This is a genomic window from Psychrobacter sp. 72-O-c, from assembly GCF_904846605.1.
In the GTDB taxonomy this organism is placed as follows: Bacteria; Pseudomonadota; Gammaproteobacteria; order Pseudomonadales; family Moraxellaceae; genus Psychrobacter.
Map to the genome: position 1 here is coordinate 44,744 of NZ_CAJHBI010000012.1, position 14,369 is coordinate 59,112.

Annotated in this window: 23 protein-coding genes; 6 read left to right on the forward strand and 17 right to left on the reverse strand. The window is 43.8% G+C overall.

The genetic code is table 11. From position 1 onward, the window contains the following. The first annotated feature begins 38 nt into the window (after window positions 1–38). Entirely contained in the window at window positions 39–1,946 is a 1,908-nt protein-coding gene (locus tag JMX97_RS06075) for a terminase large subunit domain-containing protein (RefSeq protein WP_227671469.1), read from the forward strand. Further along, window positions 1,943–2,962 (forward strand): phage portal protein, encoded by a 1,020-nt coding sequence (locus JMX97_RS06080; RefSeq protein WP_201556293.1) that lies wholly within the window; start codon window positions 1,943–1,945, stop codon window positions 2,960–2,962. The genes JMX97_RS06075 and JMX97_RS06080 overlap by 4 nt, the downstream gene beginning before the upstream one ends. Window positions 2,963–3,924: 962 nt before the next feature. Here JMX97_RS06080 and JMX97_RS06085 read toward each other — a convergent pair. From JMX97_RS06085 to JMX97_RS06160, 16 genes are all read right to left on the reverse strand, one after another. Continuing rightward, window positions 3,925–5,094 carry an Arm DNA-binding domain-containing protein gene (locus JMX97_RS06085; RefSeq protein ID WP_201556249.1) on the reverse strand — a complete coding sequence of 390 codons (1,170 nt, stop codon included), beginning with the start codon at window positions 5,092–5,094 and terminating at the stop codon, window positions 3,925–3,927. A gap of 206 nt (window positions 5,095–5,300) precedes the next feature. Further along, window positions 5,301–5,462, reverse strand: a complete 162-nt coding sequence (locus JMX97_RS06090) for a hypothetical protein (protein WP_201556299.1) — start codon at window positions 5,460–5,462, stop codon at window positions 5,301–5,303. Beyond that, window positions 5,459–5,662, reverse strand: coding sequence for a TraR/DksA C4-type zinc finger protein (locus JMX97_RS06095; protein ID WP_201556250.1), 204 nt, complete (start codon window positions 5,660–5,662; stop codon window positions 5,459–5,461). The genes JMX97_RS06090 and JMX97_RS06095 overlap by 4 nt, the downstream gene beginning before the upstream one ends. Window positions 5,663–5,664: 2 nt before the next feature. Further along, on the reverse strand, window positions 5,665–5,925 hold the full coding sequence (locus JMX97_RS06100; protein WP_201556251.1) for a hypothetical protein: 261 nt from the start codon (window positions 5,923–5,925) through the stop codon (window positions 5,665–5,667). Further along, a complete protein-coding gene (locus JMX97_RS06105; RefSeq protein WP_201556252.1) occupies window positions 5,918–6,169 on the reverse strand; it encodes a hypothetical protein in 252 nt (83 codons plus the stop codon). The genes JMX97_RS06100 and JMX97_RS06105 overlap by 8 nt, the downstream gene beginning before the upstream one ends. Next, window positions 6,169–6,480: a hypothetical protein gene (locus JMX97_RS06110; RefSeq protein WP_201556253.1), complete on the reverse strand. Its 312-nt coding sequence runs from the start codon at window positions 6,478–6,480 to the stop codon at window positions 6,169–6,171. The genes JMX97_RS06105 and JMX97_RS06110 overlap by 1 nt, the downstream gene beginning before the upstream one ends. Continuing rightward, window positions 6,480–6,698: a hypothetical protein gene (locus JMX97_RS06115; RefSeq protein ID WP_201556254.1), complete on the reverse strand. Its 219-nt coding sequence runs from the start codon at window positions 6,696–6,698 to the stop codon at window positions 6,480–6,482. Before JMX97_RS06115 ends, JMX97_RS06110 begins: the two co-directional genes overlap by 1 nt. Window positions 6,699–6,733: 35 nt before the next feature. Continuing rightward, window positions 6,734–6,943 (reverse strand): hypothetical protein, encoded by a 210-nt coding sequence (locus JMX97_RS06120; RefSeq protein ID WP_201556255.1) that lies wholly within the window; start codon window positions 6,941–6,943, stop codon window positions 6,734–6,736. Beyond that, a complete protein-coding gene (locus JMX97_RS06125) occupies window positions 6,943–9,609 on the reverse strand; it encodes a toprim domain-containing protein (protein WP_201556256.1) in 2,667 nt (888 codons plus the stop codon). Before JMX97_RS06125 ends, JMX97_RS06120 begins: the two co-directional genes overlap by 1 nt. 42 nt (window positions 9,610–9,651) lie before the next feature. After that, window positions 9,652–9,948: a hypothetical protein gene (locus tag JMX97_RS06130; protein WP_201556257.1), complete on the reverse strand. Its 297-nt coding sequence runs from the start codon at window positions 9,946–9,948 to the stop codon at window positions 9,652–9,654. An 11-nt stretch (window positions 9,949–9,959) separates the two neighbouring features. Then, a complete protein-coding gene (locus JMX97_RS06135; protein WP_201556258.1) occupies window positions 9,960–10,406 on the reverse strand; it encodes a hypothetical protein in 447 nt (148 codons plus the stop codon). 14 nt (window positions 10,407–10,420) lie between these two features. Continuing rightward, a complete protein-coding gene (locus JMX97_RS06140) occupies window positions 10,421–10,645 on the reverse strand; it encodes an ogr/Delta-like zinc finger family protein (protein ID WP_201556259.1) in 225 nt (74 codons plus the stop codon). Window positions 10,646–10,720: 75 nt separating this feature from the next. Continuing rightward, a complete protein-coding gene (locus JMX97_RS06145) occupies window positions 10,721–11,359 on the reverse strand; it encodes a hypothetical protein (protein ID WP_201556260.1) in 639 nt (212 codons plus the stop codon). Between the two features lie 45 nt (window positions 11,360–11,404). After that, a complete protein-coding gene (locus JMX97_RS06150) occupies window positions 11,405–12,034 on the reverse strand; it encodes a hypothetical protein (RefSeq protein WP_201556261.1) in 630 nt (209 codons plus the stop codon). 27 nt (window positions 12,035–12,061) lie between these two features. Next, entirely contained in the window at window positions 12,062–12,331 is a 270-nt protein-coding gene (locus JMX97_RS06155) for a hypothetical protein (protein ID WP_201556262.1), read from the reverse strand. Beyond that, window positions 12,321–12,536, reverse strand: a complete 216-nt coding sequence (locus JMX97_RS06160; RefSeq protein ID WP_201556263.1) for a hypothetical protein — start codon at window positions 12,534–12,536, stop codon at window positions 12,321–12,323. Before JMX97_RS06160 ends, JMX97_RS06155 begins: the two co-directional genes overlap by 11 nt. 108 nt (window positions 12,537–12,644) lie before the next feature. Between JMX97_RS06160 and JMX97_RS06165 the strand changes: the two genes are divergently transcribed. Both JMX97_RS06165 and JMX97_RS06170 read left to right on the forward strand, forming a co-directional pair. Beyond that, window positions 12,645–12,986, forward strand: a complete 342-nt coding sequence (locus tag JMX97_RS06165; protein WP_201556264.1) for a helix-turn-helix domain-containing protein — start codon at window positions 12,645–12,647, stop codon at window positions 12,984–12,986. Between the two features lie 3 nt (window positions 12,987–12,989). Further along, window positions 12,990–13,250, forward strand: a complete 261-nt coding sequence (locus tag JMX97_RS06170; RefSeq protein WP_201556265.1) for a hypothetical protein — start codon at window positions 12,990–12,992, stop codon at window positions 13,248–13,250. A gap of 13 nt (window positions 13,251–13,263) precedes the next feature. Here the strand turns inward: JMX97_RS06170 and JMX97_RS06175 are convergent, their stop codons facing one another. Further along, a complete protein-coding gene (locus tag JMX97_RS06175; RefSeq protein WP_201556266.1) occupies window positions 13,264–13,476 on the reverse strand; it encodes a hypothetical protein in 213 nt (70 codons plus the stop codon). A 184-nt stretch (window positions 13,477–13,660) separates the two neighbouring features. Here JMX97_RS06175 and JMX97_RS06180 point away from each other — a divergent pair, with 184 nt between their 5' ends. Both JMX97_RS06180 and JMX97_RS13880 read left to right on the forward strand, forming a co-directional pair. Continuing rightward, window positions 13,661–14,230, forward strand: a complete 570-nt coding sequence (locus JMX97_RS06180) for a hypothetical protein (RefSeq protein ID WP_201556267.1) — start codon at window positions 13,661–13,663, stop codon at window positions 14,228–14,230. 14 nt (window positions 14,231–14,244) lie between these two features. Further along, window positions 14,245–14,367, forward strand: a complete 123-nt coding sequence (locus JMX97_RS13880; protein ID WP_265089438.1) for a hypothetical protein — start codon at window positions 14,245–14,247, stop codon at window positions 14,365–14,367. Window positions 14,368–14,369: the final 2 nt, after the last annotated feature.

Consider the following 14,369-nt stretch of genomic DNA (forward strand, 5'->3'; position numbering starts at 1 on the left):
GGTTATTAGGGTTTAGTAATTTTTAAATAGGCTTTAGTGTGTCGGCTAAAGGGGGTTACGGGCAACCGAATGTTAACCGTAAAGCGGTTTTACGGTTACAAACAGCGTGGTTGCAAGGGTTACGAGCTATAAGCTATAGCCCTATGACTACTAACAATACTGACACCCCAGACGACGCCAACAGCGACAATAGAGAACGGGCTCGACTACTCTATGCGCAAGGCTTGACCGTCACTCAAATAGCAAAAGAACTCAATGAAAAGCGCCCGACTGTTGCCAGTTGGAAAAAGCGTGATGCGTGGGTGCGTGCAAGTATTTTTGAGAACGTCACATCAGCGATGCAAGCTCGGCTTTTATCGCTGATCAACATGGATAAGAAAGGCAATGCGGAATACAAAGAAATTGACTTCTTCAATAAGCAGTTAGAGCATGCGGCCAAAATCCAGCGTTATAACGATGGCGGTAACGGCGCAACGCTGAACCCAAAGCTATCCAATCGATATAAAGAAGATAGAAAGCCAGCAGTTAAAAATTTATTTACTGAAGAAGAAATCGATGCGCTAGAAGAAGCTTTTAACTTGATGTTAGAGCCTTACCCGTTTCAACAGCGCTGGGTAGAAATACTAAACGGGACAAAAAAGCACCGTGCTGCACGTATCTTTATGATGCTCAAGTCTCGTCAGATTGGGGCGACTTACGTCATAGCACTGTGGGCACTGATAAATGCACTACGGACTAAAAAGAATAAGATTTTCCTTTCAGCTAGTAAGGCGCAAGCCTATCAGTTTATTGAATACATCAAGGCTTTTGTATTTGAAGTTTTAGGCAGAAATGTTGGCGGTGAGCCGATTGTATTATCGCTAGAAGACAATACGCAGGTCAGTCTTTACTACATGGGCACCAACGCACTGACAGCGCAAGGTCGTCACGGCGATGTCATCATGGATGAGTTCTTTTGGATTCGTAAATTTAAAGAGTTTAGAGCTGTCGCATCTGGTATGGCATCACAAAGTCACTTTCAGCAAGTCTATCTATCAACACCTAGCAGCGTTCTACACGAGGCTTATGCATTTTGGGCTGGTAAGGATGGCGTCAACAAAACAGATATAGATATATCACACAGCGCTCTGAAGTCGGGCCGTTACTGCGGTGATGGTAAGTGGCGACTTATAGTTAATATAAAAGACGCGATTAGAGGTGGCTTTGACAAATTAGATATAGCACAGCTGCTATTGGAATACACACCCGAACGCTTCGCCAACTTATTCATGTGTGTTTTTCTTGATGACAGCAATAGTTATTTCCCACTATCAGTACTGCAGCCAAATATGGTTGACAGCTGGCAAATATGGGATGACTTCACACCGATGGGCAGCAAGCCTTTTGATGGTCCAGTCTGGGTAGGGTATGACCCTAGTTTTACGGGTGACCGTCCAGCACTGGCAGTCATTGCACCGCCCAAAAATCAGCATGAACCCTATCGAATATTAGAGCGCAAGCATCTTGATCACATGCCACCTCACGTCCAAGCCAAATATATAGAAAAAATATGTGAGCATTACAACGTTGAATTCTTAGGTATTGATACGACCGGCGCGGGTATCGCTGTAGCTGAGCACGTAAAAAAATTCTTCCCAAACTATACCGCCATCGTTTATAGCGTTGAAAGTAAAACGCGCATGGCACTACGAGCCAAAGAATTATTCACAAGACGCAAATTACACTTTGACGCGGGCAGTATTGATATTGCCAAAGCATTCATTGCAATCAAACAAGCATTGACTGGCAGTCAGAGACAGATGACCTTTGTCAGTAGCCGATCCAAAGAGGTTGGTCATAGCGATATTGCATGGGCAATTATGAATGCGTTAGAAAAAGCGCCATTAGCCAGCACAGAAATAATTAATGACACCGTAAATAAATCTCGAATAAGGGTACACAAATGACAGAGACCGTTACAGATCCAATCGCACAGTCTAATAACCCACGCCAAAAAGTAATCATGAGTGGATTTGGAGAACCAGAGCCAGTACTTGATGGGCGGGGTATGTTTGAGTACGGCTATTGTCCGATGATGCAAGATTATTATGAATACCCTTTTGACATTGACGCAGTGTCCAAACTATACCGAGCAACCAGCCATCACACTAGTGCGCTAATCACCAAGCGTAATGTATTGGCTAGCCTTTATAAGCCACACCCGAAACTAAGTCGCCAAGCATTCATCAAATTAGTAACCAATCTATTAGTATTCGATAACGCCTATGTTCAAGTGGTCCGAAACAGATTGGGTGGTGTTTTAGAGTTGCGAGCAAAGCTTGCACGCAATACGCGAAAAAGCATTATAGGTGACGGCTACCATCATGTTGATTTTAGACAGGCTTTGATCATCGAATACAATGAGCAAGTCATCCATATATCGAATCCTGATATTGACCAAGAGTTGTATGGCATCCCTGATTATCTTAGCAGTGTAAATGCCATCACACTCAACGAAGCAGCGACATTATTCCGCCGCAAGTACTATAAGAACGGCGCTCATGCTGGTTATATCTTACATTTATCAGATCCACTATCTACGCCTGAAGATGTTGACGACTTAGAGCAAGCCGTCCAAGAGTCAAAAGGCGCGGGCAACTTCAAAAACCTGTTTATGTACGTTCCCAACGGCAAGCCGGACGGCGTCAAAGTAATACCGCTGGCAGAAGTAGCGGCTAAGGATGAGTTTGCCAATATCAAAATAGCTTCACGCGATGATACTTTGGCCGGTCATCGAGTCCCGCCCCAATTAATGGGCGTGGTACCTAACAATGCTGGCGGATTTGGTGACGCCAAGAAAGCTGCCGAGGTGTTCTATTGGCACGAGATACTACCGCTACAAAACATGCTGCTCGACATCAATGAGCAAGTTGGTGAGACTATCATTACATTCAATGGCTACGAGCTCGTAAAATCTGACTGATAATTATATTTTTCAACCAAAAGGCCGCTCATTTTTGAGTGGCCTTTTTTTGTCACCCGACCATGGTGAAATTCGCTCCCTCCCGCCCGAGTTTGGCACACATAAGGGCCTTATTTTAATGCATCAATATCCCTCCGGAGGCCCACAGCTGCTAGAGGTTGATAAAACGGTGTAATGCGTATTAATGCAGTGTGATGCGGTATATATGGCGTTCTGAGAGCCTCTAAAATATCATGACGATAAAAAGAAAAGGTAATAAAGGTAATTCTATAACTTATCACGCCTAAGTTGTTGATTTTAATGGTTAATATTATTACCTCTAAAAGGTAATAAGAGGTAATTAAAAAGGTAATAATATATTAAATATAATTAAATCAATGGTTTAGGTATAAGTGTATATCACCTTTTAAAAAGGTAACTTATTACTTCTATATTACCTTATTATTACCTTTTATCAAATCTCTATAAGCTATATAAATAAAGGTATACAGAGTATTATAAATAAATTATTACCTGTATTACCTTTTTATTTGGTCGTGTGAAATATCTAGGGAATAACACTAAACAATACCGAGCATATACTTTTGGGGTTATTTTTTAATGGCCGTGGGCTGAGTGTGGGCTGATATATAACGTAAATATTAGTTAGTGTATTATCTGTAACCGTTGAATAGTGGGTCATTGACGCTTTGATGACTGCGGGCGTTGGCATATACAGAGGTTTCGAATCTCTCCGTCTCCTCCAAATATCGGGTGATAGCTAAAAACGTTGGAACCCTTATAGAGCCTACCTTGTGTAGGCTTTTTTAATGCCTGTAATTTGGTTATGGTTTGATAGTGTGGGCTGCTGTGTGGGCTGGGAATTATCACTAAACCGTATCAATGATTTTGTGAGCGCCCATAAATAAAGGGCTTCCAGCGTTGATACGCCAAAAGCCCCGGTTATTTTGCCGTGGGCTGGGTTATAGGTCTAGTGCGTGATTTAGCAGTTTTATGATATGGCCAGAGTCTTGCGGTATGAATTTGCCGTAATGTTTGTGGATCATGTCGGTATTGCTATGGCCAAGTTGGTTGGCCAACCATTCGGCCGTGACGACGCCAGTTGACAGCACCTGACTGGCATAGGTGTGCCGGCCATTATTCAGTGGTCGGTAATCTACTTCGATACTCTCTAAATAATCGGCCCATTGATGGCGCAGCTGCTCATAAGTATGATGCGTGCCGGTGTTTGGGTTGTGCCAAAGAAACTGCAAGTTGTGTGGGCGTGCTGTCCGGTGATCGCGCTCTGTAATCATGACTGTTTGTAGCGGTGAGTCTTTTACTAATTCGATTTGGCTGCGTAGCGCGTCAATAACGATGGGCAATAGCTCGACTTGGCGCTTGCGGCGTCTGTTTTTGGTGACTCGATAGGCCCCTTTTACTACGCCCCTGCGGATATGAGCGTGACCGTTGTCCAAATCTAAGTCTGCCACTGCTAATGCAAGCAGCTCATGTGATGATAGACCTGACCAAATCATGACTGTCCATAGGTTTTTACGTGCCTGGTCCTGTTCATTATCTATAATGAGACGTATTTCGCTTTTGTTAAAGGGATATATGTCGTCTGGATCGTTAAAATTTAGCTTTATATACTGCGTTGGGTCATTTACTTGGCTTTGATGACGTGACCAGTAGCCATAAATCTTGCGCCATAAGCCCAAGATCTCTTTAATCGTGTTTGAGCTGAGCTGCTTTTGTTTTATTAAGTCTTTATATACCCAGTCCTCAACGTCTTCGACGGTGATTTTGGCTATTTGTTTGTGTGTCCAATAGGTACTGATATGGTTATTTACTTTGCTTTGATAGGTTATCCATGAGGACTCGGACACTAATGATTGTTCAGTAGTTTGCCACTGATTCAAGTAATGGCCAAAGTAGGAGGCTTTGCGCTTAGGGGAGTGGGGGAATGTCTGATCTCGGTCAAACGTACCCATTTCTATTTGAGTATCTATCGATTGCGCTATGGCTGCGGCTTTTTTAAGATTGGCTTCAGTGGGCGGGGTGTCGTACATGGTTTCGCGGTCGCGCTGGCCATTCTTGTCTTTCCACCAAATGCGGATACTGGTCTTTAGCGGCTCTATGCCTGCGGACATTTTGGTCTCCTTTGATTTCAGGTCAAGAGTGGCGTTATATCGCGTATGCGTTCTTTATGTGAGCGGTAAACGAGCGGTAAAACTACGGTAGTAAAAAAAAGAGGTAATAGAGGTTAGATCTCCATTATCTCTTTTTAACCACCTGATTTACCTTGCATTAATTATTACCTTATAAAGGTAATTTTGGGGTAAGTTTGCTGTGATTATTACTTATTTGATGGCTCTGTCTTGGTGCAATCGTACACAGTTTGACCGATATAGAACTCTCCAAGGCGCTGACATTCTGTCTTTACCACATTGTGCGCGATGACGCTGCCAACGTTATAAGACATGAATGCCGTGATTAACATCCAAAATAGTGTTTTCATTGCCTCCCTCGCTTCTCTAGCACGGTTTGGCAATCAACACATAAGTTACGGCCACCAAAAGCTTGTCGCTGAATGGGGATGTCTTCGCCACACTCTAAACATTCTGGCAGTGACGGCGCATCAAACTTTGGGGCCTTCGCTATGATTCTGTCTATTGTTTCTTGAGCAACGTCATTTGCTCTGTCGATGTCGTCAGCCATCGTTACTGTCTCCTTAGCTTTTTTATTAACTGATCGTCTGTCATAGACATCATGGTTTCGATCTCGTTGTCATCGATATAAATAGATAGCCCTGCTCTACTAGACGCTTCAAACGTATTCAGCATGGTTTGACCATTACAGAGATATATCATCATATCTAGCGGCGCTAGCTTTTCGTTTAGCGGTGCTAAGGTTTTTGTCATACCGCTTTTTGCAATATTTAGATTTTTCTTGTGTTGGCCAAAAGAGATTTGATCATTCATGGGGTTGCTCTCCTATTTTGATTTCGGTTATGGATTCGTACTTACGTTCTTTGTAGACTTCGACTTGGCAGCGCATAACTATCTTGTCTCCTTTAATCTCGTAGCGTTTATTTTGATATAGTTCGCGCTGTTTGTGCGTTGGGTGCATCGAGCAATCAATCATCTGACCAGACTCGATGTCGAAGGTTATCCAATGCAAAGGACTGGTACGGTCGTAAGGAAATAGGGCGCGGACTAGGTTCATTAATCAGTCTCCATATCGTCAGCAATCTTTAAGACATCGATGGCAATATTTTTGGCCAGTCCGGTTAATTCACTTATCCCTTCAATTGCGTCTTCATCTTCTTCATAGTCAGCATTCTGGAAGTAATAATCGCGGATTTCGTCTAAGCTTTTTTGTAGTTCGGATTCAATCTGTTGATTGGGTACCAACCGACTAATTGTCTTTGCCATAATTAACAAGGTATTTGAATTGGCCAATTCTTGAATCTTTTGTTGTTCAGCTAGATTTTTGGCGTTTTCCATCGCCATTTTCATTAGTTTATTTAGGTCCATTAGTCGTGGTCCTCTCTATTCTTCACACCACAGAACGGACAGTAAGTGAAAGTGATAGTTGTAATTTTATGATTTTTAAGACCTTTTTCTTTTAGCTTAATATCGGACTTCAAAACCATAGTCATTTCGCCGTCTTTTAGAGAAAATACTAAGTCTTTAAAAGATGCTTCTAACACTGGCTTAGCCTGATACTGTTCTTGGTCGTTACAGTGAGCCATAATCTGCTTAGGTAATTCTGTTAAACATTTGCATGTCATACTTTTAGCCCTCGTTTCATGTAGCTGTATTTGTAGCCGTTATGTTTGAAGTCGACTAAGCCTTCACTTGCTAGTCGCATTGCATGACGTTGAACCGTACGAACGTTGAGGAATGTTTTGTCTGCTATTTGCGCCGCTGTCATTAGCTGGTTACTGCTATTGATAACTCGCATGATGCAGAACATGTTGTCTATTGCTATGCTCATTACGCCTCCATTCCGTTTTCAAACACCCAGCATTTAACGGTTTTGGCTCTATAAACCGTGCTAGATATGGCAACGTTTGAATCAATGAATTTATTCTTTCGGCTGGATCTAAGCAGGCGCTTCATCTCGGTCTGTTCTGGTAGGCGCTGTCCTTCTTGCTGCGCGATTTTATAAAAGGCCGGTAGATTAATGGCTATCCGCTTTTTATCAGAGGAATGGTTCATGTCACACTGGGCCAAGGTGTCCATGTACTCATAAATCTCCCAGAACTGTTCGACCAATGGATGATCGCTGGACAGTCTGGCCACGCGCTGTTGTGACATTTCAATCAAGGTGCTTTTGGCGTCTTTGGCTTGAGCATCGGTCATAACGTCATTGAGTACGTGCATATGCAAGCAATCTATCATCGCGGCTATCTGGGCATGATTGAGCGCAATACGGGTATGCGTGATGCCAGCAGCATGATAAAAGGCTTCGTAGATGCGCACCTTTTCACTATATGTTTTTAAGATGGCTTCTTCATTACGAATGGCTTTTACCATGAATTGACTGGTGACTTCTAGCGGTATTCGGTCGAGCTCATCGACGATATGTTTGCCTGCCAATGTCTGACCTTCACGGGTTAAGCGTATATGCAATAAGCGAGTCAGCATGGCTTCAGATGCTTGAATCGGTTCGTTTTGGCTAATCATGATGGCGGCGCGGAATGGCGGTGAGTAAGTATCGTTGCCGTTATTCTTGACGCCGCGACTCCGGATTGAACGACCGTTGAAGGCGTCTTTTAGTTGGTCCCATTCAAACTTTGAGTAGGATTTTTTGCCGTCTTCATCGTTACGGTCGCCTTCGATAAGGGCGATGGGCATGTTGGATACTTGGGCAAACTCACGATAGATGGCCACTGATGTGGCTTTTGATGGGTCAAAGCCTTCGTAGTCCTCACGGCCTGATAAGCGCCATAAGAATTCTAGTAGACGTGATTTACCAGCGCCTGCTTGACCGACCAATTCAAAAAATGGATAGCTGCGATCGATGCCGCGTATCTGCTCGGCAAAATAAGTGCCTAGCCACCAAGCCATGACGACCGTGCCATAGTTGCCGCGCACGCTATTAAACTTGGGCCACCAGTCAAAGTTGGGTTTGTCTTTGGTGTTTAATTGCATAACCGGGGAGTTGGCCAATGACTTCACTTCTAGTCGGCCTAATTTAAAATAGTCCTGTTCATTGATGGCGACTGATTTGCCCTTGTGGACGGCAACGTTATTAAAGATATACGCGCCAAGCTCTTTGCTGTAGCCGATAAAGTCGGTGGTTTTGACTTCTTTGAGCGCTTCCGTCTGGTGACGCATGATGATATCGAGCTGACCAGCTGCGCCAGTCCAAAAGACACCGGCATAAACGGATAGCAAACGTGGCTTGAATTTGGACGGACTAGATAACTGATCGCCGGTGATGGTGGTGGTGACATCGCCTTTTACCGTGCTGACTCGCATGAAGTACCAGGATTCGTCTGTAATCTCATTGCGTTGGAAATAAAGGGCTTCAAGCTTGGCATTGCATAATTCAGTGACAGTACTTGAGCTTTTGACAAACTCTGGCATGGACTCGTCCACGTCGGTTAAGTCGCTGACGGATTCTAAGTAAGTGCTGACTTGATGCTTCTCGACGCCAATACAGCTAGACAGGGCTTTGGTATCCAGCTCGAACCACCAGGTGCGGTAGTTATATTCAAAGTAAAAGCTGCTGCGCTTGGTGTGCATGTACATGATGACCGCGGCTTCTATTGCGGACTTGGCTGTCAATAAGTTACCGAAATAGCGATAGGTTTCGATGTGCTCTGGTGATAGACGTTGCATCTCGTGTAAGTCGTTCCAGTCCAGCTGACGGTGCTTTTCATAAGGGGGCTGTGCTGCGACACAATCAAAGCCCATATCGGTTGCGGCTTTTACACTGCGATGAATACCGTCTTTACCCGCTTTGTCATTGTCATACGCCCATACCAATTTGGGCAGAGTGCGCTTAGCCTTGTCGTATTGGCTCTTTAGCTCATAGAGGCTGTGCTCTGGGAAGTTGCTGCAACTGATTGAGCTGACGGCATCGATACCATGCTCAGCTAATGCTGCAGCGTCAAAAATACCTTCTGTTATCCACAATTCAGTTGGCATTTGGGTGTTGCTTGGATGCCACCACCAGTAGCCTTTTACGTTATAGCCGTATTTGATATTGGCCTTACGCGGGAAGCGGTCGGCTTGGTCAATGATGCGCTCCCACCATCCACCGTTTGGTAAAGTAAAGCGAACGGTAGCTGATGATATGCCAAGGTCCCGGCTGCTGTATTGCTCTTGGGTATAGCTGCTTTTGATGGGTTTGATGCTAAGACCACGGCCTTCATTAAGATAGGCATCGGCTGCGGCGTTGGGGCTGATGTCAGTCTGTTTATAAGTCGCTGACCAGTCTTTGAATAGATCAGAAAAGAGATCCTTTACGTGGATCTCCATACCGCATTTATTAAGACGGCCACACTTGACGACGCGGGGCGTGGTGGAATGAGTGAATAAAGATTTTTTGCTGCAATCTGGGCATCTGCCTTCGCGTAGCCAGTTGCCGCTTACTTTGAATCCGTAGTCCGATATCAGGCGGTCTACGACTTTGTCATTAACTCGTGTCATGGTATTACCTAATTATTTGAGTACAAGGGTTTTGGGTTGTTACTACGCTATAAGACTTAAGTTGGCGGTCTGCGCGATTATCTCTTGATGATACTCATAGGCCCTCTTATTGGCTGCATACGATATCGCTTGAGAATAACGACCTAAATGAATGTGATTGGCCAACATGTGGTAGTTCGTAATATCAGCCTTAAGATGGAAGGCTATGTCTATATCTACAGAGGAATAAACAAATACGATGTTGTCTCTATCACCGATGCTGGGTACTAAGCGTATGCTAGTGCCCGAGGTTAGCTTTAGGTTGATCGGCTTGATCGTTTCTTTAAATAACTTAGCCATGCGACTGCTCCTTATCTACGGTCTATAAAGTTTTTGCTATGCTCATAGCGACCCCAAAGGTCTTGCATAACTTTAGTGCCATTGGCTATGTAGTTATGGACATCTTTGTCTGGGCTAGTAAGGGTTTGATAGGCCAATACATCCATGCAGGCTCTCCAATTATCAAAGCTAAGGTTGCGCATGCTGACCAGATCGAATTGCCAAGCATATCTATTGAATATATTGAGTAGCATAGTGGCTGCTACATAACCTCCGCCGCAGTCCTTTAATGCTAGCTCTACTACCTTTGGTAGCGCTGCTATCATCTTTTGACGGGCTTGATAGCGATAATCTTCTATCACCATCTGATCTGCTAGCCATTCATTCAGCTGGTACTGGGTTAAATTACTAGGAGCCATGTTGAGCAAGTTGTTACGAATCTGCTCTCGCTGTGCTTGATTGGGAACTGAATTAGACATCGTGTTGTCCTTATTTATCTGGTTAATGCTGCCGCAATATCAGGATTGGGGCATAAGCTGGGTTGTAGTTGCTGGGTGATTTCTATACCTACTCTTGCTGAGAATAAGCAGTCTGGATTTTGGCAAGCGGCTACGAGCTGTTTGGTCAATGCGCTAAACATGACGTGGCCATAAGTGCGCATTCTCCCTGCACAGTGAGGGCAGTTTATATATGCGGTTGGTGAAGTAGGGCTTGCCATAGAGACTCCAGATGATTATTTGATAGGGTGAGTGGTCATCGTGGCGACTCTTTTCAGGTGAGTTATCGTTATGGCTTATAAGCCAGTGAGTAAATCTTTATCTTCTGCTCTGGTAATCCCTAAACAGGCATCTATCTGCTGAGATACGACATGCTTTTGCTGCTTGTCATTCAGCCCTTTATAAATATCGGTAAGGAGCTTGAGCTGCTTGGTGTTATTGAACAAACTAGACTTGATGGCAATGCCGTGGGTTTCGTAGTCATGCAGTGCCTGTGCCCATTCTGTTTGTAGGCTTAGTAGATAATCCGCAGAATCAATATTACCGTTTGCCCTTATTCTCGATGTGTTCACTCGAGCTAAATACATGTGCACACGGTCTAAACGCATACATAAAATGTCCAAAAATTGCGAGTTATCAGCTATTTCTGTATCAGTTGCGCCCATATTGGTGCCTGAAAGCGAAGCTTCGCTGGTCTTAAGACCCCCCAAATTATCGATTTTTGGGGTAATTAAGCGAATAACACCATATAAAATCTTGTTATCTTCAACTTCAAAGTTTCTTTTCACATTGCGCCAGTCGATACCAATAGCATCAGTGATTGACTTAGCGGGTACATATTCAATATCGCCAAACTTATATACCAGTAAGTTTAAGTTGTGAAAATTGATAATCTTATTAAGAACCGCTAATGGATATTCATCTACATGTGACATCGTGGTATTTCCTTTTAGGTTGGGGTTGGGTTATAACAAAGTGATCTAATCAATCGGTGGTAGTAGTAGACCGACGCGCTTATAAAAGGCTTGGTAGTGTTCGCCATTTCTGCGCGTCTTGAATAGAGGGACTAGGACGCGCTGCTCATCGCCGTTTTGGTCGGTATAGGTCTTTTCTGCGAAGCGACTGACATCGATGTCTTGATAATAAGCGGGCAGCTCTACGCCATATGTATCGCATAACCCCATGGGTGTGCATCTATTTCTTTGCTCCTCTGAGATCCTGCGCATATAGAAATGGCGCACCGTGCATTCGTTCTTACTGTTGCCTCTATTTTGTACAACGATGCAGGGTTCTGTCCTATTTACAATGGGCGCGGCTATCTGGTCTGAGTCACTAAGCATCTGCTCAAAGTCACTGCATGCCTTGTCAAAGTCAATATCCGACTCGTCAAAGTCAGATAGCTGTGTACAGACGCCGCTGAGTGTCTGCTGTATATCGGCAAACGCCTGCTGTAATTCTCGGCGGTTGATGGTGATGGTGTTCCCTTGAGCCGCTTGGGTGAGCTGCGCCATCATGGCGGTATGGACTTGGAGCTTGCTTAGGGTGGCTAGGATTGGGTTAAGTGGTAACATCGTGGTGGTTCCTTTCAGGTTAGGGTTAAGGTGTGACATCGTGGTGTTTCCTTTTCATAAAGTCGCTTAGCTTGGGGTTGAGTCAATCACGGTATATTTACCGCTTGGGAACAGTAGTTTTACCGTTGCTATGGCATGACTGCTTGGTTTAAAGTTCTTACTATCGTGCTTGATGATGATCTGGTCTGAATGCGCTAATAAGAACTGTCTGATGGCGGTTGCCTCCTGACTTATCCCTGCTAAGCGCATGGCGAACTCAAAGCGCTCATGCTCTGGGTCATTCATGTAGCTGTATAGACGACGATCGCGGACGTTGTCCCAGTTTTTATGCGTCATCGCTGATCTCCTTATCGCTACTCGTAGTGTCAGTAGGCGCTGATAAGGAGGCAAACAGCTGCATAAACTCACTATCGTGCTGCTGATAGAAGTCAATGATCTCTGCCATTAACTCCTGCTGCTGCTTGCCTGTGTGCATGGCCTTATACTGGATGTACCTGCGCTTAGATTCAGGTAAGCGTGTGGCAAACATGACTTGTGACATCGTGGATACTCCATAATTGAGTTTTGTGGTAAAGTGCTAACTGTCTTACGAGCTAACAATTGCATTATTACATAACCGAAAGGTCATGTAAATAGATTAAGTGACTATATGGTTATTTTAAGTGATGATATTAAACCTCAGATATCTAGGCGTTTAGCTTTAGAGCGTGAACGGCTTGGTCTAGAACAGACTGAAATAAGGGATGCTTTAGATATTGCCCTTGCGACAATTTCTAGATATGAGAATGCCAAACGGTTACCTGACCTCGGCATAGCCAAACAGTTATCTGATTTAGGTTATGACATGTCTTATGTAATTTCGGGCAGACGGCTAGGTGAGTCTGCTAGCGATCTGACTGATGATGAGATGCAGTGGTTAGAGCTATATCGAAATAGCCAGCGGCGTGCTGAACTGGTGAGACTGATAAAGACTTACGAGTCTATGGAGTAGGTTATGTTTGAGAGACAAAGACTGATAGAAAAAAAGGATGTTGGCACAGCGGACTCTTTAGAAGATGCGTGGTATGAAATGGCCTATGCTGTAGAAAGCTCATTGCATAACGCTGGTGCTAATAAACGGGACTATACTTTGATGGATTTATTCTCTCTAGCACAACCGTTTGTACTAGAGATGTGGAAAGATAATAATAAAAATATGGATTATGATAAGGCGTTTGAAAAAAAGAACAAATCACCCTCACTTAACCCTGAATAAACTGATGAACTTTTCACAAAGTTATTAGGCTTTCTGATGCCTCACCAGTGACTTGCGAAATATCTTTAAAGATGATCTCTAACTGCTCAAGTGATAGTGGCTCGGCATTGGGTGATAGCTCGCATAACTGACCGAGCATATGAGCGTAAGCGGCTACCCTCGCTAGTTCATCTGCCATGGCTTTGTTTCTGGTACTCATCTCAAAGGTTGTTGTATTATTAATCATACTAATTGCTTTCCTAAGTTGGTTAGTTTGATTAACTTTTGTTCTGTTCTTATTATGAAGTTCAAGGCATGGCGATGAAGCGGGTGGCTCTTAAGCGTATCGCTATAGACAATTAATATAAATAATAGTGATGATGATAATTGATATTTGCTAGACTGGTGTTTTGTTTTTTGAGGATAAATAGATGTTTAGAATATTTGCTTTATCAATAATGATCTCGGCTATCGCTGGATGTAGTCAGCCAGAGCCAGAAGTTATAGACATGGATGAGATGGCGGCTGAAGCAGGACTTGCGCCTGAAGATTACACGGTGCATGAGAATGGAGCGATGGAGATTAAGTCGAAGCTGGGTGCAGCTCCAAAAGTAGAGGACGTCATCGCTGCTTTTAAAGATGAAGGTCTGCCTCTCGGTGAAATCATTATACAAACCGCTGAAACTGATCCTAATGAGAGATTGGGAAGACCTGGAGAGTATGTTGGAAGCGCTCAATTTGAAGATACAAGAGTTGAGCAGCCAGAACCAATGTCAGAGCTTGAATTTGACGAGCCTGATCTGCCAGTTGGGGGAGTGATTGAGGTATTTGAAAGCAATAAAGACTTACAGACACGAAAACAGTATCTTGAGCAGGTTTATGAGGCAATGCCTTTAGTTAAACAATATATGTATGCTAGTGAACTCGGTTTGCTGCGTCTTGAATTCTCCTTGACTCCAGATCAGGCAAAGGAATACGAAACTGTATTTATGTCTTTATAAAACAGGCTACTAATATGAATATAGAATCTGATAGATGGATGATACTTTGGCTTGAGCATTTCTTTGAGCATGCCCAGCCAGTTACTCAACTGCCAGCGGGGTGGTGTGTGTATTGTGAGCCAGTAGATTGGGATTAATT